The following is a 21,871-nucleotide window of genomic DNA, read 5'->3' as shown; positions in this document are numbered from 1 at the left end:
CGCCGTCGCCTTGATCCCATACAGCCCAACTCGGCAACCACAGGGCCGGGACTACTCGGTGACGGGCTTCCCGGACGTCCATGCCAAATGGAAACTCTGCATGTAGGTCTCGGCCATCTCGGGGGACGTGGTGCGGTCGATCTCGACCACGGGGGACTTGGCCGCTGGCAGGCCGTAGATGTGCTGGTTGACCAGCAACCGCTTCTCCGTCAGGTAGATGGAGTTGTACAGCACGGTCGCGTGTGTCCGGATCTCGACGCCGTCGACCTCCGCCAGTGGGTGGAACAGCAGTATCGCGTTCCGTGCCCTGGCCGACAGGGCGTCCCTGATTCCCTCGTCCTGGCCCCGGCGCTGGAGTTCGGGTGAGTCGGGATCTCCGAGCAGGATCCGCACGCTTACCCCCGCGCGGGCACGTGCTGTGAGGACGTCCAGGATTCCGGCGTCGTCTGCGAGGAACAAGCCGCTGTAGACGAGGATCCCGATCTCCTGCTCCGCTTCCTCGAACAGGCGGTGCCAGACCTCCCGCGAGACCTGCCACCGGTGGGCGTAGACGCGGTGGGCGTGCTCGGACAGGGGGGCCTTCTCGTCGCGGGGCGGCTCCTGTGGCGGCCACAGGGTTTCCTCCTCGGCCTGGAGGAGTTGTGCGAGTGCCCAGCGGTGGCGGGGGTAGGGCCGCTGTCCGGACAGCCATCGGCGGACGGTCTTGGGGTCGACGGCCAGGTGTGCGGCCACGTCGGTCTCGGTGAGGTGGGACGCGGTCAGTGCCTGGTGCAGTGCAGCGTTCACGTCGCGGTGCCCTTCGGGGGTCGGGAACCCGACGATAACAGAAGACGTCCCTAGACGTCCCTGAACTTGTCCGATACGTGGTACACATGTCCGCTTACTCAGAGCATCGTTTCCGCATGTACGAGGGCTCCGGCGCACACCGTCGATCCCGCCGGGGCCTGCATCCGAACCTCTCCAGGGGGACCCATGCGGAACCTGCTCGCCTACCTCCGGACACGGGAACCGACCCCGCGTAGGCCGGCCACCCTTCGCCCCCGGGCGCCGATCCCGTTCACGCCGTCGCCGCCGGCCTACCCGGTCCACGCCTCGGCGGACATCGTCCGCCCCTACGTCCTGCACACCACACCGAAGGTCCGGCCCCTCGCACGTCCCCTCACGCGACCCAACCGCGGCCTGGACCTGCTTCTGGAGCTGTCCCGACCGGAGGCGGTCGCCGCATGAGCACAACATCCCCGCCTTGCGGTGAGACCAGCCTGAACCCCTCGGGACTCCCGCGCACCTGCGAACGCGAAACCGGCCATGACGGCGACCACATGGATGCCCACGGTGCACGCTGGGAACCGCCGCGCGTGGTCCTGGAGCGGTTCCGTGAGCGCTGGGGGCGCTCGCACCGCATCGTGTGGACCGGTCGCCTGTGGGTGGCCACCGCCCACGACAGCCGTGCCAGTTGGCGTACCGAGATTGAGTACACCCCCGACCAGTTGGAAGAGCGCCTACGTAAACGCGGTGTTCCTCCGGTCTTCCCGGCGAAGGAGGAACGAGGGTGATCGGCGACCTTCGGGCCGGTGAGGCCGACCCCGTCCCGGACGATCTCACCGACGAGGAACACCGGGCCGTCGTGCGCCAAGGCGACGTGATCGCCTGGCAACTGGCGCTGGATGCCTCGCCCCTGACCGAGTCCACCTACGTCTACGGCGACTGACCTTCGCCACCGGGCACCGGCCGGTGCCTATCCTTGCCACGCACCGTTTGTCGTCTGCTGTCCTGCCTGGAGGAGCCCACGTGAGCCCGCGCACCCCATGGGGGACCTACCACCAGATCGCGGCGTCGTTGAAGACCCGTATCGACAGCGGGGAGTTCGCCCCGGGTGATGTGCTGCCCTCCGAATCCGCGCTCAGCGCCGAGTTCGGTGTCTCGCGGACCACGGTCCGGCGGGCTCTGGCGGCTCTGGAGAAGGAACGGCTGATCCGCGCGCTCCAAGGCACCGGGCGCATCGTGTGCAGCGTCGAGGAACGCGAAGGGCCTGACGACGGCCGCCCCCCGGTCCAGTACCGCCGCATCGCGGCCGAACTGAGGGAGGAGATCACCAGCGGCCGACTCGGTCCCGGTGACCCCCTGCCCAGTGAGGCCGCGATCGTGGACCGGTACGGGGTCTCCCGGGGGACGGCCCGTCAAGCCCTCTCCGAACTGGAGGGCACCGGCCTGATCAGCGTCGTCCGCGGCAAGGGAAGGTTCGTCAAGGGCGGGGAAACGGCTACGGGTTAGCCTTGCGCATGTGGGACATGTTCACTGGGCGCGGGAACTCGCGCGAGAACTGCTCGAACAGCCGTTGCCCCGAAGGTGGGCGCACACACAGGGCGTGGCCGAACAGGCCCGCACCCTGAAAGGCGTGCTCGGTGCGGACGCCGACCTGGTCGAAGCCTCCGCCTGGCTGCACGACATCGGCTATTCGCCGGAGCTGGCGCTTACCGGCTTTCATCCACTGGACGGCGCCCGGTACCTGCGCGACGTCCAGGGCGCGGATCCGGCCCTGGTGTCCCTGGTGGCCTACCACTCCTGCGCCGTGGTCGAAGCCGCCGAACGCGGGATGCCCGGCCTCCTGGAAGGGGAGTTCGCCCACCCCGGGGACGGGCTGCTGGACGCGCTGACCTACTCGGACATGACCACCGGCCCCGACGGGGTGCACCTGCCGGTCGAACGCCGTCTCGCGGAGATCCTGAAGCGCTACCAGCCCGACCACGTCGTGCACCGCTCCATCACCCGCTCCTCACCGCTGCTGACCGCCTCGGTGCGCGTCACCGAACAGAGACTCGCCGAAGTGGGCTGACCTCACCCGATGTGCATCGGTCCGCCTGCGAGGAAGTGTCCGACGCGAAGACGCATGGACCGGTCCATGCGGTAGGTCGCCAACTCGCCTTTGGGGATCCAGACCACTTCCTTGGACTCGCTGCTGGGCCTGGGCTGGCCGGATACCGGCCGGGCGGTGAAGGCGATCGAGAACTCCTGGCGGGCCTCGCCGTCGCTGGTGTAGTAGATGATGTGCTTGGGGTCGCTGTAGATGCCCACGGTCGCGGTGATCTCGCACGTCACCCCGGTCTCCTCCAGCGTCTCGCGGATCGCCGCCTGGGGGACGGACTCGCCCAGGTCGACGGCTCCGCCGGGGACGGCCCAGTTGTCGTTGTCGGTGCGGCGGATCATCAGGACTTCGTCGCGGTCGTTGACCACGAACACGTTCACGGACGGCACGAGGCTGTTCGCCGCCGGTGCCTCGGGGTCGTCGTAGTAGTCGATCCGCCTGCCCATGGGCCTACTCTCCGTCGAGCGGGGTCGCCTGGTTCCACACCTTCTCGAAGCTCTCCAGGTAGGTGTTCATCATGGCACCGCCGGGCACCTTGCGCAGGTGGAAGACGGGCGCCTGGGCGGCCATCACCCCGTACACGTGCGTGTTGACCAGGAGTTGGTCATCGGCGCGGTAGAGCGAGTTGTACAGGGTGGTCCCGTGCAAGCGGAACTCGGTACCCTCCACGGCGCGCAGCTCCCGGTGCATCAGGATCACGTTCCTGACCTTGGCGGCCATGAACTCGTTGATGCCCTCGTCCCTGCCGCGCTGGGCGACGGCCTCACTGTCGGGGTCGCCCAACAGCACGCGCACGCGGACCCCGTCCCGGGCCTTGTCGGCGAGCAGTCGGAGCATGCCGGGGTCGTCGGCGATGAAGAACCCGCTGTAGACCAGGATCGCGATCTCTTCCCGCGCGTCCTCGAACAGGCGCTTCCACAGGTCCGGCGGGACGCTCCAGCGGTGGGGGTGGATCTCCACGATCTCGCTCTGCGAGGCGGCCTTGGCCTGCTCCGGCGGTAGGGCGTCCGGCCAGAGGTAGACCTCGTCGACTTCGAGGTAGGCCGCGGTGGCGTAGCGGTGCCGCCGGTAGGGCGTGCGTCCCTGGGTGATCCAGCGTTCAACGCTCTTGGCGTCCACACCGATGGTGTCGGCCAGGTCGGACGGTGTGACCCCGCGCTGGAGTAGTGCGGCTCGCAGCCTCTCGTTCGGCATGTCCCCCGGGCTCCGCAGGATGGCTAAGGACGCGCTCACAGTATCGAGACGTCCTGAACACGTCCAGCCATGTAGTGATCTCGTCCGGCCCTCCTCGGTCAGGGTGGTAACCGTCCACACCGCCCACGGCTCCGAGGTTCCGACCGCTCCCGGTGAAGTCTTCGGCTCTGATGACTGGAAGCCAAGTTCGATACATGCTATACATGTATCGATTCTCTGGTTCGGTTGATCGCTCGCCGATCGCTCCAGGAGTCGTGACCAGCATGAACACAGAAGAAAGGACTGCCGATATGGCGATTCAGGGTGCGTTGCCGGTGGAGTTCGCCGCCGTGTTCCCCCACGGCGCGTTCGCGCTCGGGGTGGAGGCGATCACCGACTTCGAGACCAAGCGGCCCCAGCTCGACAAGGACACGGGCCTGCCGCTGTGGGCGGTGGACGTGATCGACGCCGACCCCGATGCGCGGGGCAAGGCCAAGAGTGTGAAGGTCAAGATCCCCGCGAAAGTGTGCCCCACCCTCCCGGACGAGGTTCCCGGGCTGCCGTTCCGGCCAGTGGAGTTCGAATCCATGGCGGTCATGCCCTATGTGGACGACAACGGCCGTCGCCCCCGGGTGGCCTACTCGCTCCGCGCCCGGGGTGTGAAGCCCCCGACCGCCGGTGCCGCTGGCGGCACCCGTCGTTCTCCGGCCAAGGACGCGGCCTGATGGCCTCCTGACATGTAAGCGGGGCGGCCTGGTGCGCCAACACCTGAGCCGCCCCTGTCACCCCTCGGAAGCTTCCCAACTCTCACAAGAGGTGTTTCCAGTATGTCCCCCTACCCCGATGACCTGTCCACTCTGACCGGCACCGCCCTGGTGCACGCCTACCTCGACGCGGTCGAGGCCCCCCGTACCTCGCCTGGTGAGTGGGCGGACTTCTACGCCTTCAAGGCGCGGGTGTTCGATGCCCTGGCCGATGCGGGCACCCAGGACGCGGTCGAGGTCGCCGACCGTGCCCGCCTGATGCGCTCCCGCGCCCTGGACCAGAACGAGAACCGTGTGAACCGGGGCGGGGGTGTGCTCTGATGCGCTCAGCGAAGGTGGGGGCCGCGCAGACGCCCCCGACCCTGCCCTCTCCGGCCCAGGGGGTGCGCTGGACGACCCCGATCGTGGAGACCCCCGGGATCGTGGTCCTGGCATCCTGGATCTGGCGGCTGGTGCGGTTCCTGGTCACGCTGCCGTTCCGTTTCCCGGTCATGGTCGCCTCCGCCGTCCTCTCGGGCGGGGCGTGGTGGTGGCTGGACTGGCCCGGCCTCGCCGGACTGTGGGGCTCGGCGGCCGTGGCCTCTCTGGTGTGGTGGCGCATCCGGCCTTCCTCTTTCCGGGCCTGGGTCACCCTGCGCTTGTTGGCGTGGTGGCGGCACGTGATGGTCTACCGCCGCCACTGGCAACCCGTCCTGGTCATCTCCGGACTGGCCGAGTCCTACCAGGAGCGCCGCTACCTCCCGCGCATCCGCCGCGTCCTCTGCACGGAGTGGGCGGACCGAGTGCGCATCACCCTCGTGGCGGGCACCTCACCCGCCCACTTCGAGACGCGCGTGGCCGAACTCGCCCACGGCTTCGGCGCGCCCTCCTGCCGCGTGCTGGTGGAAGGCCCGCGCAAGATCACGCTGGAGTTCCCGCGCCGGGACACCCTCGCCCGCACCGTGCCCGCCCTGGACGTGGGCGAGTGGGCGGATCTGGGCGCTCTGGGCGTGGGTGTGCGCGAGGACGGCGCGCGGTGGGCGCTGCGCCTGCACGGCACACACGTCCTAGTGGCGGGCGTGACCGGCTCAGGGAAGGGCTCGGTGATCTGGTCAGCGGTGCGCGCGATGCTGCCCGCGATCGATGCGGGGACGGCGCAGGTGTGGGCGGTCGACCCCAAACGCATGGAACTGTCCTATGGGCGGGCGTTGTTCGCCCACTACGCCGACGAGGCGGGCGCGGCGGTGGCCCTGTTGGAGCGGGCGGTGGGCACCATGCAGGAACGCGCCCGACGCTACGCGGGCAGGCAGCGGGCGCACACGCCCACGGTGGCGGATCCGTTCGTGGTGGTGGTGCTGGACGAGGTGGCGTTCCTGACCGCCTACCATCCCGACCGGGACGTGCGGCGCCGGGCGGAGAACGCGATCGCCACCCTCACCTCACAGGGCCGGTCGGTGGGCTTCTGCGTGCTGGCGGCGTTGCAGGATCCGCGCAAGGAGGTGATGAACCTGCGCAACCTGTTCCCGGACAAGGTGGCTCTGCGGTTGGACGAGGCGTCGCAGGTGGACATGGTCCTCGGCGAAGGGGCACGCGACCGGGGCGCGAACGCGCACCTGATCGACCCCGGCCTTCCGGGGGTGGGGTTCGTGCGGGTGGAGGGCTCACCGGCCCCGGTGCGGGTGCGGGCCGCCTACGTCTCAGACGCGAACATCACCGCGATGGTCCAGGTCTACGGCTCTGACCCCTCCTCGTCGGGCGGCGGGGTGGGCTGATGCCGACTCTGACCGGTAAGTCCACTCGGGCCGAACGGCTGGCGCAACCCCTGGCCCGTGAGGTCGCCGAACAGGTGGCCGCGGACCACGGGGTGTGCATCCGCCCCGTCTCCCTCCGACGCACCGACCTGGCCACCGGTACCAGCGAGATCGTGGACGTGCCGTGCGGGTCCACGCTGGAATCGCGCTGTCCGGCCTGCGCCAAACGCAAACGCTCGCTGCGCCGGTCCCAGTGTGAAGAGGGCTGGCACCTGGCAGAGGACCCCGTCGTGGACCCCGACCCGCCCACCCAGACGCAACGGGACTGGGTGCAACAGCGCGCCATAGTGACCGCCCAGCGCGACCGTATCGCCGCTGCCGGGGACGCCTCGGACGAGGACCTGTTCCGCCTGGACGCTGCCATCGCCGACCTGGACGAGGAGATCACCGCCTCCGGCCTGCGGGGATCGGTGACCCGTTCGGGATCCTCCCCGTCCGGGGCCACGCCGCGTCGGGTGCGCTCCACCAGGCGGCGTCAGGACGTGCCGGACCTGCCCAAGCGCGCGATGCGCCCCACCACGGTCGGACGCTCCTACACCGACCCCCACACGGGCCGGACGTTCCGGCCCTCGCTGTTCCTCACCCTGACGCTGGACTCCTACGGCCGTGTGAAGTCGGACGGCACCCCGGTCGACCCCGCCGCCTACGACTACCGGCGGGCCGCGCGGGACGCCCTGCACTTCTCCAAGCTCATCGACCGGTTCGTGCAGAACCTGCGCCGGGTGGCCGGGTTCGACGTGCAGTATTTCGCCTCCGTCGAACCGCAACGGCGTCTGGCCCCGCACCTGCACATGGCCACCCGGGGCACCCTGCCCCGGGCCGAACTCCGACAGATCGCCGCCGCCACCTACCACCAGGTGTGGTGGCCCAACGCCGACCGCGTCGTCTACGAGGGCGACCGCCTCCCGGTGTGGGACGAGGACACCGCCACCTACCTCGACCCCGCCACGGGCGAGGTCCTGCCCACCTGGGACGAGGCGCTCGATGCCCTGGACGAGGACCCCAACGCGCAACCGCACCACGTGGCGCGGTTCGGACGCCAACTCGATGCCAAAGGGGTCGTCGCGGGCTCGGCGGACGCCGACCGGTGCGTGCGCTACCTGGCCAAGTACCTGACGAAGGACCTCGCCGACTGCCACCAAGTCGAGACGGTGTCGCAGGAACAGCACGTGGACCGCCTGTTGGACGCGCTGCGGTTCGAACCGTGCTCGCCCCGCTGCGCGAACTGGCTGCGCTACGGCCTCCAACCCAAGGACCCCAAAGCCGGGCTCCGCCCCGGGTTCTGCCGCTCCAAGGCCCACCGCCGCGAACACCTGGGCTACGCCGGACGCCGGGTGCTGGTCTCGCGCAAGTGGTCGGGTAAGACCCTGGCCGATCACAAGGCGGACCGGCTCGCCTGGGTCCTGGACACCCTGGGCATCGACCCCGCCGACGAGGACCAGGGCGAGGGCGACCACCGGCCCCTCGCCCTGCTCTCCACGGCTCGCGGCTCCTTTGCCTGGGAGCTGGCCCGTCCCACCGATCCGGACGTGGCACCCCGCGAACGCCGCCTCCTGCGCGCGGTCGGCGAGTCCCTCAAACGCCGCGCACAACTCGACGCCGCCCGGACTCCCGAACGTTCGGCAATCCACGAGACGAGGGCCGCATGACCGCCACCGCCACGACCTCGCCCTCTCCCCACCCGCGCGCCGAACTGTGGTCGGTCAAGGACACCGCCGCCTACCTGCGCGTACCGCCCAAGACCCTCTACGAGTGGCGCTACAAGGGCGACGGCCCTCCCTCCCACCGTGTGGGTCGGTACGTGCGCTACCTGCCTGACGAGGTCCACGCCTGGGTCCGCTCCCGCTGAACCCTCGCCCCCCTTTACTCCTGGAAGGAACACAACCCCATGGCTCGCGCGTGGGTCTACGACCGCACGAAAGAGAAGTCCTACAACGAGGCTGTGAAGAAGGCCAAGGCTGCCCGCCGCACCCCGCCCGCCCGATGGATGGTCCGCTACTACGACCCCACCGGGAAGATCAAGAGCGGCGGCACCTTCAAGAGGAAGCCGGACGCGGAGAAGAAGCAGACCGAGATCGAGAACAGCCTCCACGAGGGCTCCTACCGCAACCCCAACGACGGGAGGGCCACATTCGGGGAACAGGCCGAGAAGTGGCTGATCACCCGGACCGATATCAAGCGCTCCACTTGGTGGAAATACCGGGGTCTACTCGACCTCTACCTCCTTCCTCGCTGGGGTGAACTTCCCCTTTCGGCAATCCACACCGAGGACATCGCCGTGTGGATCGCGGAGATGCAGAAGCCGCGGGACGAGGGCGGGGCGAACCTCGGGGCCTCCCAGACCCGGCATGTGCACAGCGTTCTATCCATGGTCCTGGGTTGGTGCGTGCCGCGCCGGATCCCCTTCAACCCGGCCAAGGGTGTGCCGCTACCCAAGCCGAGTGAGGCCGAACACGTCTACCTCGATCACGTCCAGGTGGAGGCGCTCGCGACCGCCGCCGGTTCACTGCGCACCAAGTATGACCAGGTGGCGGCGGGCGCTCGGATCAACCGGGCGCTTATTCTCCTGCTCGCCTATACCGGCCTACGCTTCAACGAGGCCGCCGCGCTCCGCGTCGGGAGAGTGGATCTCCAGGGACGCCGGATCCGGGTTACGACCGCTTTCGCTGAAGTCGAGGGCAAACTCGTGGAACAGTCGCCCAAGACGGGCAAGAGTCGTACCGTTCCCATTTCTCCGTCCCTGGTAGCCGAACTGCGGCCCCTGGTCGACGAACGACCGGATGATGCCCTGGTATTCGCCACCAAGCGGGATGCGGCCCTACGTCTGCGCAACTGGCGTCGGAGGGAGTTCGACAAGGCGGTGAAGGATGCCGATCTGGACGGCTTGGGACTGACGCCGCACAAGCTCCGGCACACCGCCGCGTCCCTGGCCATCGCGGCCGGGGCGGACGTGAAGGTCGTGCAAGCCATGCTGGGACACGCCACCGCGACGATGACCCTGGACCGGTACGGGCACCTCTTCCCCGATCGCCTGGACGAGGTCGCCGAAGCCATGGACGCCGCCCGGGTCCTGGCGCTCGCCCCCGCCGCGTGACCCCGGATCCGTGAGACGGTCCCGAACACGCAGAAGGCCGGTCGCTCCTCACCGTGTGCACCATATGTGCACCGGCTCGGAGCAACCGGCCCTCGCTACCTCTAAGGCCCCGCGTCCACCTGGGTGGACACCGGCCTGCGGCGGTGGAGGAGGGATTCGAACCCTCGAAGGGTTGCCCCTTACCCGCTTTCGAGGCGGGCGCCATCGGCCACTAGGCGACTCCACCGCGAGCCACCCTACCGGATGCGGCGGTGTGCGAAAAACTCTTTGAGGAGACCGGCGCACCGCTCCGCGACCTCCGCTCCGACCAGGTCCGGCGGAACGACCTCCGGACGGTGGTTCAGACGCGGGTCGCGCACCGCGTCCCACAGCGACCCGGCCGCACCCGCCTTCGGGTCCCGGGCCCCGTACACCACCCGGTCCACGCGCGCCAGGACGAGCGCGCCCGCGCACATCGTGCAGGGTTCGAGGGTCACGGCGAGCGTGCAGCCGCTCAGCCGCCACTCACCGCGTTCCCTGGCCGCCGCCCGCAGGGCGAGCACCTCGGCGTGCGCCGTAGGGTCTCCGGTCGCCTCACGCTCGTTGCGGCCCCTGCCGATGACGGCACCCGCGGGGTCGAGGACCACGGCACCCACCGGGACGTCCCCGGTCTCCAGTGCCAGCACGCCCTCGTCGACGGCCAGGCGCAGAGCGGCGTCCAGGGCTTCCCGGTCGGCCACCCGGTCACAGCCTCATGTCGTCGAGGAGTTCACCGAAACCCGCCCGCTCCGCCACGGCCGCCAGCGCGTCACCGGGCAGAACCCCGCCCCCGGTCGACAGGGAGCGCAGCTCGTCCCCGGTCATACCGAGGTCCGTGAGCAGGTCGGCGTCCCCCTCCGGGGCCGGTGCCGGCCGGGCTCCGGCGCTCTCGGGCTGCTCGGGAACGGAGAGGCCGCTCGCTTCGGAGAGCACCCGGGCCAGCGGGTGGTCGTCGGCCACCCGCACGTCGGAAAGGTAGATCCGCGGCTCACCGCTCTCCTCGGTCCGCACGATCGCGAACCACTCGTCGTCGGCCTCGACGAGGAGCAGGCAGAGATCGCTTCCCCGCTCGGCCGCGAAGTCGATCATGACGTCGGCGACGTCGTCGACCGCCTCCACGTCCCCGAGCTCGGCCTCGGTTCCCCGCCACGCCTTCCCGTCGGGGGCGAAGACGGCTGCGAAGGTCGACACCACGCGCTCTCCTGTTCTCCAGGGGTGGCTTTCGAGCCTCTCCCTACCCCATGCCGTCCAGGACACGCTGGAACGACTGGGCGAATCCCAGCCGCTCGGACACGCTGGCCAGCACCTCGTCGGGGTAGAGGTCGAGGTCTCCCGCGAGGGCACCGAGCTCCATCTCGTCCAGGCCGAGGTCGGCGACGATGGACAGGTCCCCGGCGGGCAGCACCTGGTCGAGGTCGTCGTCGTCGGGAACGTCGATGTCGAGGTGGTCGAGGACGTCGCGGGCCACCTGCCAGTCCACGGAGGCGGTCACGTCCGAGAGGAAGAGGGAGACCTCCTCGCCGTACACCCGGACGATGATGAAGAAGTCGTCCCCGACCGCCACCAGCCCGAGGGAGCCGCTGATGCTCGGCTGCTGCCGGAGGGCGTGGATGAGGCCCTTGATGTCATGGGTCAGCGCCACCGGGAGCAGGTCGACCTCCCAGTACTCCTCTTCCCGGTAGGCGACGGCCGCGAAGTCGCCCGAGTCGTCGTCACCATGATCAATCACTGTCATCGTCACTCCAACCCGGCGGTGCAGTAGGTCCGGACGAGGCGGCGCCGATCGCCCGTGCGTCAGCCATGGTAACGACCACCGTCCTTCGGGCGCCGCCCTTGTCGCGCATCACTGTGCCCCACGCTCTCACGAGTCGTCGACTCCGCGCCCCCTCCCCACGCGCACTGCGCGTCCCCCTCCGGCCGGAGCGGTGCGGTCGCGGCGCCGGTCCGGACGGGGCGCACGGTTACACTCGGCCTGGCCGAAACCTCCCCCGGCCACGACCCGTCGTCCCAGCTCACTCGGAGTACGCCTTGGAAACCCTGGTCGTCGACCACCCCTTGGTCGCGCACAAGCTGACCGCCCTGCGCGACGTGCGGACCGACTCCCCGACCTTCCGGCGCCTGACCGACGAGTTGGTGACCCTCCTCGCCTACGAGGCGACGCGCGACGTGCGGGTGACGGACGTCACCATTGAAACGCCGCTCATGGAGACGGGAGGGACACACTTGTCCCGCCCGACCCCCCTCGTGGTTCCGATCCTGCGCGCGGGTCTGGGGATGCTCGACGGGATGACCCGTCTGCTGCCGACGGCGGAGGTGGGTTTCCTGGGCATGGCCCGCGACGAGGAGACCCTCCGGCCCGCCACCTACGCCGACCGTCTGCCGCGGGACCTGTCGGGCCGCCAGTGCTACGTGCTCGACCCGATGCTCGCGACCGGCGGCACCCTGGCCGCGGCGCTCACGCTCCTCGTGGAGCGGGGTGCCGACCGCATCACGGCGATCTGCCTGCTCGCCGCCCCCGAGGGGCTGACCGCGGTGGAGCGCACGCTGGAGGAGAGCCTCGCCCCGGACCACGGGGCGAGGCTGAACGTGGTGACGGCCGCCGTGGACGAGCGTCTGAACGACCAGGGCTTCATCCTGCCCGGCCTGGGCGACGCGGGCGACCGCCTGTACGGCACCGTCTGACTCGTCGCACCCGCCTCACCGGCACCAGCGCCCACCGGAACGCCCGGTTGGGCGCTTTTTGGGTTCTTTTCGGCCATGTGTGAATGAAAGCCCGAAAATCGGGCATCCACCCTCCTAGGCACCAGTGTCGTCCCTGCTGGCAGCGAGTCCGGCGACTCGGCGCGGTGCTGCATTAGCCGAATTCATTTCGAGACGGGAACGTAACAGACGAGAGTGATCATGGTTACTGACCACCCGTAACCGGGGCGACCCACCACACCGAAACCGCCACAGCGAGGCCGGGCGTCCACGACGCGTCCGACTCCACCGCATTCCGACAGGGGCTTCCGACAACTCTCCGACGACTACTCAAAGCCCCGGGTTGAGTACCCTGTGCAGCGATCCCAACGGCCTTCGAGGAGCGAGATGCCTACGACCCCCGCATCCACCCGCCACGCCCACGACCCGCACTTCACCCCGGTCATCAGCCGACTGGAAGGTGAGTTCTCGGGCGTCCACCACACCTCCACCGTCACCCGCTGCGTGAACGCCGCCAGACACGGTGCCGAGGACGTCACGGGGAGGGCCACGCCCGACCTGGTGGAGCGGATCGCCCGCCAGCACCTCCAGGTCCTGGCCATGGCCTACTCCGAACGACGCTGACACCCGCTCCCGAACGGCCTCCGGCCGAAGCCGCCGGTCCGCACCCGGGCGGGAGGGGTCCCCGTTCCTCCGACCCGCCCTGTTTCGCCTCCGCTTCCCAGCGGGGGCGAAACGCATTCCGGGCCACCTTCTCCAGCAATACTTACACCACCGAAACCGGACAGAGGCCACAACCGTCCGAGGTCCGGCATAACCGCCACGCCGATGAGGACCCCCAGGCTTTACGGGCATGGTCGTCGGTGGGACAATCACTCCTGGGTTGGTGGGTCAGGCGGATTCCCAAAGGAGCCAGTCGTGGCGAAGTTGAAAAAATGGGGCGGCTACGCGCTCATCGGTTTCGTGGCTTTTTATCTGCTCACGCAACCCGAAAGCGCAGCCGGAGTGATCCAGGGCGCCTTGGGCGGCCTGATGGGCGGTGCCGAATCACTGTCCCGCTTCGTCAACGCGCTCCTGCCGTAACGGAGGTGGGTCCGTGGCCATGCGGCTCGTAGCGTCGAGCAACAACGCTCCAGCGTCGGTCAACCGCTATCTCCTGCCCCATGAGCAGGACGTGGTGACCATTCGCAAGCACCCGGCGGTGCTGATCGGCCCTGCCGCGTCCGTCCTCGGCGCACTCGTCGCCGCGGGCATCCTCAGCAACACCGAGATCGGCCAGACCGGCGCCACCCTGGCGATCGTCTGGTGGTTGTGGCTACTGGTGCTGGTGTGGTTCGTCTGGCGCATCGCCGACTGGTCCGTGGACTACTTCGTCATCACGTCGGCCCGGCTGCTGCTGACCCAGGGACTGATCACCCGACAGGTGAACATGATGCCGTTGGGCAAGGTCACCGACATGCGGTTCGAGCGGACTCTGATGGGGCGCTTCCTGGGGTACGGCACGTTCGTGATGGAATCCGCCGGCCAGGACCAGGCGCTGAGCAAGATCAACTTCATTCCCTATCCGGAACAGCTCTACCTGGAGGTCGTGGGGCTCATCTTCAAGGAGTGACCCACTCCGACAGGGATCTGTGTGCGAGCGGCACCCGCAACGATCGCGGGTGCCGCTCTCGCGTTCGCACACCACCCCAACCCTCTTTGTTCACCTTCCGTTCACCTTTACTCGCCCTGACACCCCTCGGCCCCCGTCGAGCACACCTGAGACGCACGCACGAAAAACCCTCCGAACTGGGGGAAGGCGAGACCACCCTCCGGAGGACTCACCCCAACAAGCGGACAAAGCTTGACTTTTTGATGAATGGACGGTTAACTATGATCATCTGATACGGAAACGAGGAGGGTCTCATGGCACGCAAGACAGAACGTGCACGGCGCCCAGCTCGCTCCGCCACAGACCGCACGCGCACTTCGGCCCGGACCCGCCGACTCTCCAAGACTGCGCGCAAGCCCCTCCGGGCCCCGCAGCCGCGCGAGGCCGTGGACAACACGCGGTCCGAGCACCCGATCACGCACTGGGTGCTCGTCGACAAGGGCGGACGCATCCGCCCCGAGGCACGCTGGCTCTGACCCGCGTCCCGGGGACATCCCACCGCGGCGGGACCCGTGTCCCGCGACGGACAAGACACCAGGGCCGCTCCCTCCAGGGGAGCGGCCCTCCTCTATGCCGGCCCCTTCACCCCGAGGAATCGGCATATCCGTTACCGGGGAATCAGTAGCCCCGCATCGGGCCACCCCGCCATCCACACAAAGTGATCCGCGTCTCACACTGCGCGTGACCCGAAAACACGTTGTCCGGACAGAGAACGAGGCGTACCGTCCCACACATGAGACTGCTCTTCCTCTAGCACCGCGACAGGACGCCCCGCGTTCACGAGGACACGCGCCCCGCACGGCGGCGCGTCTCCGCCGGGCGTCCATCCGCGGCCGCCCAGGAAGGTCTCATCACCACGCCCCGGACCCGAGCACTCCGCGCACGCGGTCCGGAAACCACCGGTACAAGAGCTTCCGGCGAGCTGCGGGCACACACCGCCGCACGACAGACCGGGAGGCCCTCATGACCACCGCCCCACGCCCAGCCACGTCCCAGACCACCCTCACCCGCGTCACCAAGCGGTACGGGGACCACACCGTCCTCGACCGGGCCGACGCCGCCGTCGGCCCCGGCGAGCGCGTCGGCGTCATCGGGGACAACGGCTCCGGGAAGAGCACACTGTTGCGGCTCCTGGCCGGAGCGGAGGAACCGGACAACGGAGAAGTGGTGGTCCGTGCCCCCGGAGGCGTCGGCTACCTGCCGCAGACCATGGAGGGGGTCCCCGGCGGGGTTCCGTCCGGAACGGTCCGTGACGCGATCGACACCGCCCTCGCGGTCCTACGGGCTCTGGAAACACGCATCCGCGCCGCCGAACAGCGGCTCGACGCCGCGGGCCCGGAACAACTGGCCGCCTACGGCGATCTGCTCACCGAGTTCGAGGCACGGGGAGGCTACGGTGCGGACCTCCGCGTCGACGTCGGGCTCCACGCCCTCGGCCTGCCCGGACTGGACCGCGACCGCCCGTTGCGGACGCTCTCCGGTGGGGAGCGCTCACGCCTGGCCCTGGCCGCCGTCCTGGCCGCCTCACCCGAACTCCTCCTACTCGACGAACCCACCAACGACCTCGACGACCGTGCCGTCGCATGGCTGGAGGAGCGACTGCTCGAACACCGGGGCACGGTCGTAGCCGTCACCCACGACCGGGCCTTCCTCTCCCGTGTGGCCACCGGTGTCCTGGAGGTGGACCACGACGCCCGCCGGATTCACCGGTACGGCGACGGATACGACGGGTTCCTCGCGGCGAAGGCCGCCGCCCGGAACCGATGGATCCGCGAGTACGAGGAGTGGAAGCGGGAGGTGGCACGGCAGCGCAGACTCGCCGACGCCAACGCCCAGCGGCTCGACGGCATCCCCCGCAAGATGGCCAAGGCCGCGTTCGGGCACGGCGGGTTCAGACTGCGGGGCCGCGACCACGGCGCGCGGAGCCGGATCCGCATCGCCAAGGAACGGTTCCAGCGGCTGACGGACGATCCCGTACCGCCCCCGCCGGTGCCGCTGCGGATGAGCGCCGACTTCTCCGCGCCCGGCCCCGGTGTCGGCACCGCCGCCGGGCCCCTCGCCGTGCTCGACGGGGTCGGCGTCGGCCGGCGCCTCCACGTGCCCCGCCTGGAGATCGCCCGGGGCGAGCGCGTGCTCGTCACCGGGCCGAACGGCGCGGGCAAGAGCACGCTGCTGCACGTGCTCTCCGGCGCGCTGGTACCGGACTCCGGTTCGGTGTCCGTCTCCGGGCGTGTGGGGCACCTACGCCAGGAGGACGGAGCACCCGGCGACGGGCGAACCGTCCTGGAGGCCTTCGCGGCGGGGCTTCCCGGCCACCCGGACGAGCACCGCGACGCGCTGGCCGCACTCGGGCTCTTCCGCCCAAAGGAACTGGACCGGCCCCTGGCCCTGCTCTCCGTCGGGCAGCGCCGACGGGTCGAGGTGGCCCGCCTGGCCTCGGGCGCCCACGACCTGCTGCTGCTGGACGAGCCCACCAACCACCTCTCCCCCGGCCTGGTGGAGGAGTTGGAGGAGGCGCTGTCGCACTACACCGGAGCGCTGGTGACCGTCACACACGACCGCAGGACGAGATCACGTTTCACGGGGCGGCACCTGGAACTGCGGGAGGGCACGGTGGCTGGTGACGCTATGTCGACTTGACGCTATGTCGATAAATCGGCTAGCACTTAAAGCCAATAAAGGATGGTCCGATATATGGAGACGCGGTCGGATCAGCCCGGGGCCATGTCGACGAACCGGCTGTAGTGCCCCTGGAAGGCCACGATCACGTCGGAGGTGGGGCCGTTGCGGTTCTTGGCCAGGATGATGTCCGCCTCCCCGGCCCGCGGGGACTCCTGGTCGTAGGCGTCCTCTCGGTACAGGAGGATCACCATGTCCGCATCCTGCTCAATCGACCCAGATTCCCGCAAATCGGACACCTGGGGCCGCTTGTCCGTCCGCTGCTCGGGACCTCGGTTGAGCTGGGAGAGCGCGATCACCGGGACCTCAAGCTCCTTGGCCAGGAGCTTGAGGGACCGGGACATCTCCGAGACCTCCTGCTGACGGCTCTCCACCCTGCCGGGGGAGCTCATCAACTGGAGGTAGTCGACGACGACCAGCTTGAGGTCGTGCTGCTGCTTGAGCCTGCGGCACTTGGCCCGGATCTCCATCATCGACATGTTCGGGGAGTCGTCGATGAACAGCGGGGCGCTGGCCACCTCGCCCATACGCCTGGCCAGCCGAGTCCAGTCCTCGTCGGTCATCTGGCCCGAGCGCATGGTGTGCAGGGCCACGCGCGCCTCGGCAGCGAGCAGGCGCATGACGATCTCGTTGCGCCCCATCTCCAGGCTGAAGAAGACCGAGGTCATCTCGTGCTTGATCGACGCCGAGCGCGCGAAGTCCAGGGCCAGAGTGGAGTTGTGGGTGGGGATCATGGACCCGGTCACCAGGAACAGGTGGTCCGGGTGGTCCACCTGGATACAGCGGACCGGAACACTGTCCACCCGGCGCACGTCGGTGATGAACCTGGAGCCGATCCGCCGGTGGTGACGGCCCTCCGACCGCTCTCGGTGCGCCGCACGCTTGCGTTCGATGCCGAAGACCCCGCTTCGCGAACCAAACGTGATCGTGTGGCGGACGGATGGCCGCGCGTCGCGTCTGGGGACGCGCTCGGCGGACATCCCCGTCCGGTAGCCGAGGCTGTGCGCGAGTTCGCGGAACCCCTGTGCCAGCCGTTCGCCGGTGACCGCGAACTGGACCGAGCCGTCGATACCGACCCTGCCGCCACTGTCGAGGAGTCCGGCGAGGAGCGCTCGGCGCTGCCGCTCCGAAGCACGCAGGTAGAGGTCGGGGATGTGCCTGTCACCGAGGACACCGATCGAGCGGAGCAGTGCGGTGACACCGCCGTGGTCGGTGGAACGGGCATCCTCCCTGGGGAGGAAGACTCCGTGAGTGGAACGACCGGACCCCACCGGCTTGGTGACCAGGCCCTCGGCCTCGATGTTGACGAGGACCTCGGGGTCGACGGTGGTGACGCGTGCCGCGTCCGAAGTGCCGCCGGCCAGCCACACGCCCAGGAAGTAGGGCGGAAGCGGAAGGTCCCGGTCCGGAAGCTCCAGTGCCCGGGCGTTGGCCACCGAGTGGTTCGGCCCACCGGCCGTCTCCAGGCGCAGCGTCCTCGCGATTTCCTCGGTCGTGCGCACGGCGGGGAGCAGACGCGGTCGCGCCGCTCCCCGGCTCCGTGCCTCCTGGGCGGCCCGCCTTGAGGCGCGCGTGTCCGTCAACCACTGGTGCCGGGCGTCAGCGACGACCTTCGTGCCGTCGTCGAAGGTGATCTCGTAGCACGGCCTGTCAGCCATCACGCCGCTGTCGGCGACCACACGGGTGGGGGTGCCGTCGGCGGCCAGCACCTCGTCGCCGACCTCGATCCCACCCATCGTGGTCCACCCCTGAGGGGTCGGCACCGGGGTGTCCAGCGCCAGTGCCTTGCCCATGGCGGGCCTGGCGGCGATGACGACCAACTGCCCGGGGTGGAGGCCGTTGGTGAGGGCGTCGAAGTCGGCGAACCCGGTGGGCACACCGGTGAGCGTGCCGTCCTGGGAGCTGATCGCCTCGATCTCGTCGAGGGCGCCGGGCATGATGTCGCCGAGGACGACGTAGTCCTCGCCCGTGCGCTTCTCCGCGACCTTGAAGACCTCGGCCTGGGCGTGGTCGACGAGGTCGTCCACCTCACCGTCACCCGCGTACCCGATCTGGGCGATCCGTGTTCCCACCTCGACCAGGCGGCGCAGGATGGCGCGGTCGGAGACGATCTTGGCGTAGTAGCCGGCGTTGGCGGCGGTGGGGATGGCCTCGGTCAGCGTGTGCAGGTACGTGGCGCCGCCGGACCGGGTGCCCTCGCCGCGCTTGGTGAGTTCGGCGTTGACGGAGACCGCGTCGACGGGCTCGCCGCGCGAGAAGAGGTCGACGACGCAGTCGTAGATGATCTGGTGCGCCGGGCGGTAGAAATCGGCGGAACGGATGATCTCCACGACCTGGGAGATGGCGTCCTTGGAGAGGAGCATGCCGCCGAGAACGCTCTGCTCCGCCTGGATGTCGTGCGGAGGCGTGCGATCGTATCCGCCGACGTCGGGCGGTGGCTCGGCAACACTCACGAACTCACTCTCCCTGGGACCGCTTCCGGGTCGGCTCCGGGTGCGGACCGACCCCTCCAGGATGCCCCATGCCGGGCGCTGCGGACACCGCGCCACGGACGCCGCGCCACGGGTTGTGGACCCGCCCGTAACACCCGTCCGGGGTGCTGTGCAGGGCAATGCCGCACACGTTGTGCACATCACCTGTGGATAACTTGGGGCGCACCTGTGGATATAGCCTCTGATCTGCGGAAACCCACCCTGAAAAGACGTGGGTAAAGATCTCTGGCGCGCAACCTTTCCACAAGTTATCCACAGGATCACACCGGTGGGCGAGCCTTCTCTCAGCGGACTTGCGAGGTCTGCCCGGTAGCGTGGCGCTGTCATGCCGAAACTCCTCTCGGCGGCGCCGTTCCGCCACCGTCACGATCGCGAGATCTTCGCCCTGGCGGTCCCCACGTTCTTCGCCCTCGTGGCCGAACCGCTCTTCCTCCTCACCGACACGGCGATCGTCGGCACCCTCGGTGTCCGCGAACTCGGGGCCCTGGGCGTGGCCGGGCAGGTGCTGCTGACCCTCGCCTCGGTGTGCATCTTCCTCGCCTACGGCACCACGGCGGCGGTCGCCCGCCGGTTCGGGGCGGGAGACGTGTCCGGCGGGATCCGGGACGGCGTCGACGGACTGTGGCTGGCGGCCCTGCTCGGCGTCGCCGCGATCGCGGTCGGCTGGCCGCTGGGCCCGGTACTGGTCGACCTCCTGGGAGCGTCGGAGCGGATCCGGCCCTTCGCGCTCACCTATCTGCGGATCAGCCTGCTGAGCACCCCGTTCCTGCTGATCGTGATGGCCGGAACCGGGGTGCTGCGCGGGCTCCAGGACGCTCGAACCCCGCTGGTGGTGGCGGTCGCCTCCTACACGGCCAACGCGGCGCTGTGCGCGGTGTTCGTGTTCGTCCTCGACTGGGGGATCGCGGGCTCGGCGTGGGCGACGGTGCTCGCACAGGCGGCCGGGGCCTTCTGGTACGTGGCGGCGATCGGCCGCGCGGCCCGGCTGGAGGGGGTGCCCCTCGCGCCGACCCGGCGGGGGGTCGGGGCCTCGGCCTCGGCGGGGTTCGCCCTGTTCCTGCGCAGTGTGTCGATGCGCGTGGTCGCGCTGGTGACCACGGCGGTGGCCGCGCGCCTGGGCGACGCGTCGATCGCCGCCCACCAGGTCACCTACAACGTCTGGGCACTGCTGGTGTTCGCCATGGACGCGATCGCGATCGCCGGGCAGTCGATCGTCGGCCGGTACCTGGGGGCGGGCGACGTCCGGGGGACGCGGGAGGCCACCCGGCGCATGGTGGAGTGGGGCGTCCTGCTGGGCGTGGCGTTCCTGGCCCTGGTGTTCGTCCTGCTGCCCTGGATCCCTGTGCCGTTCACCTCCGATCCGCAGGTGCGCGCGCTCATCACGGCGACCCTGGTGGTCGCCGCGCTGCTGCAACCACTCAGCGGGGTGACGATGGTGCTGGACGGCGTCCTCATGGGCGCCGGGGACCAGCGGTACCTGGCGTGGGCGTCGCTGTGGACGATGCTGGCCTTCCTTCCCTTCGCCCTGGTGCTGCCCGCGGCGGCGGACACACCGATGTGGGGGCTGGTCGGGCTGTGGTGCGCGTTCGCGGTGTGGATCCTGGCCCGCGCCGTCACCCTCGGCGCGCGGGCGCGCGGCACCGCCTGGCTGGTGACGGGCGCCCGCCGCCCGTAGGCGCGCCCCCGGGCGCGGGGGTGTGCGGGCGGTGCCCGCGCCCTGCCCGGGGGTCCCCGGTGTCCCCGGCACGCGCGGGCACCGGGCTCAGCCACGGTCGCCCCATTCGGCGCGCTCGAACGGTCCGGGGAGCCGCTCGCCGCGCGCCCGGAGGCGGGCCTCCCACTCCAGTTCGCGGCGGATCGTCTCGCCCTGGCGCGCGACGGCGCGCTCCTCCTCGGCGGTGAGCGGGCGGTCGTGGGCGTCCTCTTCCTCGGGGCGCCGCCGCGCCCGTGGACGTCTGGTCATGGCGGTCCTCTCGGTGGGCGCCCGCCCCCTGGGCGGGCGCCCTTGGTCGGGGCGGGCGGTCAGGGTTCGAGCGGCGACCGCCACACCGCCGGGTGCGGGCGCCCGTCCGGTGCCGTGACGCACACCCGGGTCACCACGCCCCGGGTAGCGCCCCACACCTCGCCGCCGTCGAGGGTGGCGCCCATCCAGCGGACGCGGGCGCCGTGCTCGCGCGCCCACGCGCGCAGGGCGTCCTTGGTGGGCAGGGTGCGGATGTCGCAGACGGTGCGCGGGCGGGGGATCACCGGGCGCCCCCTGCCCGTGCGCACCGGCGGGCGAGTGCGGCGTACAGCCCCGCGTGGGTGGGCGCCTCCACGCGCTCGAAGGGGTCGCCGGGGCCGTTCCAGCCCACCGGGCGGACCGCGAAGTAGGTGCGTTCTCCCTGGGCATCGACATCGAAGGAGACGATCCAGCGGCCCGCGATCAGCTCGTCCAGGGTGCGCGCCCGTGCCTCGGTGCTCACACCGCCACCCCCCACAGGCCATCCCGCCCGGGGGCGGTGTACCCGTGCCCGGGGCGCCGGTGGCGCCCGGTGCGGGTGCCTGGGCGGTCGCCGGGCGCCCACCGGTTCGGGGAGGGCGCGCCCGTGGGCACCGGGCGGGGCGCCGGTCCGCCGCCCGGGGCGGGCACCGGGCGCCCGCCCCG

General features: G+C 70.0%; 28 protein-coding genes and 1 tRNA gene. 18 read left to right on the top strand and 11 right to left on the bottom strand.

The genetic code is table 11. From position 1 onward, the window contains the following. Positions 1-51: 51 nt before the first annotated feature. Positions 52-786 carry an XRE family transcriptional regulator gene (locus ACFHWE_RS05145; RefSeq protein WP_416599432.1) on the bottom strand — a complete coding sequence of 245 codons (735 nt, stop codon included), beginning with the start codon at positions 784-786 and terminating at the stop codon, positions 52-54. Positions 787-972: 186 nt separating this feature from the next. Here ACFHWE_RS05145 and ACFHWE_RS05140 point away from each other — a divergent pair, with 186 nt between their 5' ends. From ACFHWE_RS05140 to ACFHWE_RS05120, 5 genes are all read left to right on the top strand, one after another. Next, a complete protein-coding gene (locus ACFHWE_RS05140; RefSeq protein ID WP_416599431.1) occupies positions 973-1,227 on the top strand; it encodes a hypothetical protein in 255 nt (84 codons plus the stop codon). Next, a complete protein-coding gene (locus tag ACFHWE_RS05135) occupies positions 1,224-1,553 on the top strand; it encodes a hypothetical protein (RefSeq protein ID WP_416599430.1) in 330 nt (109 codons plus the stop codon). The genes ACFHWE_RS05140 and ACFHWE_RS05135 overlap by 4 nt, the downstream gene beginning before the upstream one ends. Beyond that, positions 1,550-1,708, top strand: coding sequence for a hypothetical protein (locus ACFHWE_RS05130; protein ID WP_416599429.1), 159 nt, complete (start codon positions 1,550-1,552; stop codon positions 1,706-1,708). Before ACFHWE_RS05135 ends, ACFHWE_RS05130 begins: the two co-directional genes overlap by 4 nt. A gap of 80 nt (positions 1,709-1,788) precedes the next feature. Continuing rightward, on the top strand, positions 1,789-2,271 hold the full coding sequence (locus tag ACFHWE_RS05125) for a GntR family transcriptional regulator (RefSeq protein WP_416599428.1): 483 nt from the start codon (positions 1,789-1,791) through the stop codon (positions 2,269-2,271). Between the two features lie 124 nt (positions 2,272-2,395). Further along, a complete protein-coding gene (locus ACFHWE_RS05120) occupies positions 2,396-2,833 on the top strand; it encodes a phosphohydrolase (protein WP_416599472.1) in 438 nt (145 codons plus the stop codon). Between the two features lie 2 nt (positions 2,834-2,835). Here the strand turns inward: ACFHWE_RS05120 and ACFHWE_RS05115 are convergent, their stop codons facing one another. Next, complete coding sequence (locus ACFHWE_RS05115) at positions 2,836-3,309, bottom strand: NUDIX hydrolase (RefSeq protein WP_416599427.1); 474 nt, start codon at positions 3,307-3,309, stop codon at positions 2,836-2,838. Positions 3,310-3,313: 4 nt separating this feature from the next. Next, positions 3,314-4,057 (bottom strand): DUF5919 domain-containing protein, encoded by a 744-nt coding sequence (locus tag ACFHWE_RS05110; protein ID WP_416599426.1) that lies wholly within the window; start codon positions 4,055-4,057, stop codon positions 3,314-3,316. 290 nt (positions 4,058-4,347) lie between these two features. Between ACFHWE_RS05110 and ACFHWE_RS05105 the strand changes: the two genes are divergently transcribed. The 6 genes from ACFHWE_RS05105 to ACFHWE_RS05080 all read left to right on the top strand — a co-directional run bounded on the left by ACFHWE_RS05105 (position 4,348) and on the right by ACFHWE_RS05080 (position 9,684). Then, positions 4,348-4,761, top strand: coding sequence for a plasmid replication, integration and excision activator (locus ACFHWE_RS05105; protein ID WP_416599425.1), 414 nt, complete (start codon positions 4,348-4,350; stop codon positions 4,759-4,761). Positions 4,762-4,863: 102 nt separating this feature from the next. Continuing rightward, positions 4,864-5,121 (top strand): hypothetical protein, encoded by a 258-nt coding sequence (locus ACFHWE_RS05100; protein ID WP_416599424.1) that lies wholly within the window; start codon positions 4,864-4,866, stop codon positions 5,119-5,121. Continuing rightward, positions 5,118-6,551: an FtsK/SpoIIIE domain-containing protein gene (locus tag ACFHWE_RS05095; RefSeq protein WP_416599471.1), complete on the top strand. Its 1,434-nt coding sequence runs from the start codon at positions 5,118-5,120 to the stop codon at positions 6,549-6,551. The genes ACFHWE_RS05100 and ACFHWE_RS05095 overlap by 4 nt, the downstream gene beginning before the upstream one ends. After that, positions 6,551-8,239, top strand: coding sequence for a replication initiator (locus tag ACFHWE_RS05090; protein ID WP_416599423.1), 1,689 nt, complete (start codon positions 6,551-6,553; stop codon positions 8,237-8,239). The genes ACFHWE_RS05095 and ACFHWE_RS05090 overlap by 1 nt, the downstream gene beginning before the upstream one ends. Then, on the top strand, positions 8,236-8,439 hold the full coding sequence (locus tag ACFHWE_RS05085) for a helix-turn-helix transcriptional regulator (RefSeq protein ID WP_416599422.1): 204 nt from the start codon (positions 8,236-8,238) through the stop codon (positions 8,437-8,439). Before ACFHWE_RS05090 ends, ACFHWE_RS05085 begins: the two co-directional genes overlap by 4 nt. 39 nt (positions 8,440-8,478) lie before the next feature. Then, a complete protein-coding gene (locus ACFHWE_RS05080) occupies positions 8,479-9,684 on the top strand; it encodes a tyrosine-type recombinase/integrase (protein WP_416599421.1) in 1,206 nt (401 codons plus the stop codon). Positions 9,685-9,825: 141 nt separating this feature from the next. Here ACFHWE_RS05080 and ACFHWE_RS05075 read toward each other — a convergent pair. From ACFHWE_RS05075 to ACFHWE_RS05060, 4 genes are all read right to left on the bottom strand, one after another. Beyond that, positions 9,826-9,910 (bottom strand) — tRNA-Ser (locus tag ACFHWE_RS05075). 10 nt (positions 9,911-9,920) lie between these two features. Then, on the bottom strand, positions 9,921-10,403 hold the full coding sequence (locus tag ACFHWE_RS05070) for a nucleoside deaminase (RefSeq protein ID WP_416599420.1): 483 nt from the start codon (positions 10,401-10,403) through the stop codon (positions 9,921-9,923). A gap of 4 nt (positions 10,404-10,407) precedes the next feature. After that, positions 10,408-10,893, bottom strand: a complete 486-nt coding sequence (locus ACFHWE_RS05065; RefSeq protein WP_416599419.1) for a tRNA adenosine deaminase-associated protein — start codon at positions 10,891-10,893, stop codon at positions 10,408-10,410. 43 nt (positions 10,894-10,936) lie between these two features. Continuing rightward, entirely contained in the window at positions 10,937-11,437 is a 501-nt protein-coding gene (locus ACFHWE_RS05060; RefSeq protein ID WP_416599418.1) for a tRNA adenosine deaminase-associated protein, read from the bottom strand. Between the two features lie 293 nt (positions 11,438-11,730). Here ACFHWE_RS05060 and upp point away from each other — a divergent pair, with 293 nt between their 5' ends. The 6 genes from upp to abc-f all read left to right on the top strand — a co-directional run bounded on the left by upp (position 11,731) and on the right by abc-f (position 16,693). Then, positions 11,731-12,384: a uracil phosphoribosyltransferase gene (gene upp, locus ACFHWE_RS05055; RefSeq protein WP_416599417.1), complete on the top strand. Its 654-nt coding sequence runs from the start codon at positions 11,731-11,733 to the stop codon at positions 12,382-12,384. Positions 12,385-12,789: 405 nt separating this feature from the next. Continuing rightward, on the top strand, positions 12,790-13,026 hold the full coding sequence (locus ACFHWE_RS05050; RefSeq protein WP_028647891.1) for a hypothetical protein: 237 nt from the start codon (positions 12,790-12,792) through the stop codon (positions 13,024-13,026). A 294-nt stretch (positions 13,027-13,320) separates the two neighbouring features. After that, on the top strand, positions 13,321-13,485 hold the full coding sequence (locus tag ACFHWE_RS05045; protein ID WP_197024203.1) for a hypothetical protein: 165 nt from the start codon (positions 13,321-13,323) through the stop codon (positions 13,483-13,485). 19 nt (positions 13,486-13,504) lie between these two features. Further along, positions 13,505-14,014, top strand: coding sequence for a PH domain-containing protein (locus ACFHWE_RS05040; protein ID WP_416599416.1), 510 nt, complete (start codon positions 13,505-13,507; stop codon positions 14,012-14,014). A gap of 293 nt (positions 14,015-14,307) precedes the next feature. Beyond that, positions 14,308-14,529: a hypothetical protein gene (locus tag ACFHWE_RS05035; RefSeq protein ID WP_416599415.1), complete on the top strand. Its 222-nt coding sequence runs from the start codon at positions 14,308-14,310 to the stop codon at positions 14,527-14,529. Positions 14,530-15,016: 487 nt separating this feature from the next. After that, positions 15,017-16,693 carry a ribosomal protection-like ABC-F family protein gene (abc-f, locus tag ACFHWE_RS05030; protein ID WP_416599414.1) on the top strand — a complete coding sequence of 559 codons (1,677 nt, stop codon included), beginning with the start codon at positions 15,017-15,019 and terminating at the stop codon, positions 16,691-16,693. A 71-nt stretch (positions 16,694-16,764) separates the two neighbouring features. Here the strand turns inward: abc-f and dnaB are convergent, their stop codons facing one another. Then, entirely contained in the window at positions 16,765-19,185 is a 2,421-nt protein-coding gene (gene dnaB, locus ACFHWE_RS05025) for a replicative DNA helicase (RefSeq protein ID WP_416599413.1), read from the bottom strand. 364 nt (positions 19,186-19,549) lie between these two features. On the opposite strand from dnaB, the gene ACFHWE_RS05020 reads away from it, so the two are divergent. Further along, the gene (locus ACFHWE_RS05020) at positions 19,550-20,899 is read left to right on the top strand and encodes an MATE family efflux transporter (RefSeq protein ID WP_416599412.1); all 1,350 of its coding nucleotides are present in this window, start codon (positions 19,550-19,552) and stop codon (positions 20,897-20,899) included. Positions 20,900-20,986: 87 nt separating this feature from the next. Here ACFHWE_RS05020 and ACFHWE_RS05015 read toward each other — a convergent pair whose 3' ends face one another. Genes ACFHWE_RS05015 through ACFHWE_RS05005 form a run of 3 tightly spaced genes read right to left on the bottom strand, consistent with a single transcriptional unit; the run spans position 20,987 to position 21,689 of the window. After that, positions 20,987-21,187, bottom strand: a complete 201-nt coding sequence (locus ACFHWE_RS05015) for a hypothetical protein (protein ID WP_416599411.1) — start codon at positions 21,185-21,187, stop codon at positions 20,987-20,989. Positions 21,188-21,246: 59 nt separating this feature from the next. Continuing rightward, complete coding sequence (locus ACFHWE_RS05010; RefSeq protein WP_416599410.1) at positions 21,247-21,471, bottom strand: hypothetical protein; 225 nt, start codon at positions 21,469-21,471, stop codon at positions 21,247-21,249. Continuing rightward, complete coding sequence (locus ACFHWE_RS05005) at positions 21,468-21,689, bottom strand: hypothetical protein (RefSeq protein WP_416599409.1); 222 nt, start codon at positions 21,687-21,689, stop codon at positions 21,468-21,470. The genes ACFHWE_RS05010 and ACFHWE_RS05005 overlap by 4 nt, the downstream gene beginning before the upstream one ends. Positions 21,690-21,871 lie beyond the last annotated feature (182 nt).

Origin of the sequence: Nocardiopsis sp. LOL_012, assembly GCF_048060475.1 — a bacterium.
Lineage (GTDB): Bacteria > Actinomycetota > Actinomycetes > Streptosporangiales > Streptosporangiaceae > Nocardiopsis.
The sequence above is the reverse complement of the archived record's forward strand: the minus strand, read 5'-3'. Positions and strand labels throughout refer to the sequence as shown.

Coding starts and splice junctions, on each gene's coding strand:
- ACFHWE_RS05140 (WP_416599431.1), top strand. CDS start 973: ATGCGGAACCTGCTCGCCTACCTCCGGACACGGGAACCGACCCCGCGT.
- ACFHWE_RS05135 (WP_416599430.1), top strand. CDS start 1,224: ATGAGCACAACATCCCCGCCTTGCGGTGAGACCAGCCTGAACCCCTCG.
- ACFHWE_RS05115 (WP_416599427.1), bottom strand. CDS start 3,309: ATGGGCAGGCGGATCGACTACTACGACGACCCCGAGGCACCGGCGGCG.
- ACFHWE_RS05110 (WP_416599426.1), bottom strand. CDS start 4,057: ATGCCGAACGAGAGGCTGCGAGCCGCACTACTCCAGCGCGGGGTCACA.
- ACFHWE_RS05105 (WP_416599425.1), top strand. CDS start 4,348: ATGGCGATTCAGGGTGCGTTGCCGGTGGAGTTCGCCGCCGTGTTCCCC.
- ACFHWE_RS05100 (WP_416599424.1), top strand. CDS start 4,864: ATGTCCCCCTACCCCGATGACCTGTCCACTCTGACCGGCACCGCCCTG.
- ACFHWE_RS05090 (WP_416599423.1), top strand. CDS start 6,551: ATGCCGACTCTGACCGGTAAGTCCACTCGGGCCGAACGGCTGGCGCAA.
- ACFHWE_RS05085 (WP_416599422.1), top strand. CDS start 8,236: ATGACCGCCACCGCCACGACCTCGCCCTCTCCCCACCCGCGCGCCGAA.
- ACFHWE_RS05080 (WP_416599421.1), top strand. CDS start 8,479: ATGGCTCGCGCGTGGGTCTACGACCGCACGAAAGAGAAGTCCTACAAC.
- ACFHWE_RS05060 (WP_416599418.1), bottom strand. CDS start 11,437: ATGACAGTGATTGATCATGGTGACGACGACTCGGGCGACTTCGCGGCC.
- ACFHWE_RS05050 (WP_028647891.1), top strand. CDS start 12,790: ATGCCTACGACCCCCGCATCCACCCGCCACGCCCACGACCCGCACTTC.
- ACFHWE_RS05040 (WP_416599416.1), top strand. CDS start 13,505: ATGCGGCTCGTAGCGTCGAGCAACAACGCTCCAGCGTCGGTCAACCGC.
- ACFHWE_RS05035 (WP_416599415.1), top strand. CDS start 14,308: ATGGCACGCAAGACAGAACGTGCACGGCGCCCAGCTCGCTCCGCCACA.
- abc-f (WP_416599414.1), top strand. CDS start 15,017: ATGACCACCGCCCCACGCCCAGCCACGTCCCAGACCACCCTCACCCGC.
- ACFHWE_RS05020 (WP_416599412.1), top strand. CDS start 19,550: ATGCCGAAACTCCTCTCGGCGGCGCCGTTCCGCCACCGTCACGATCGC.
- ACFHWE_RS05015 (WP_416599411.1), bottom strand. CDS start 21,187: ATGACCAGACGTCCACGGGCGCGGCGGCGCCCCGAGGAAGAGGACGCC.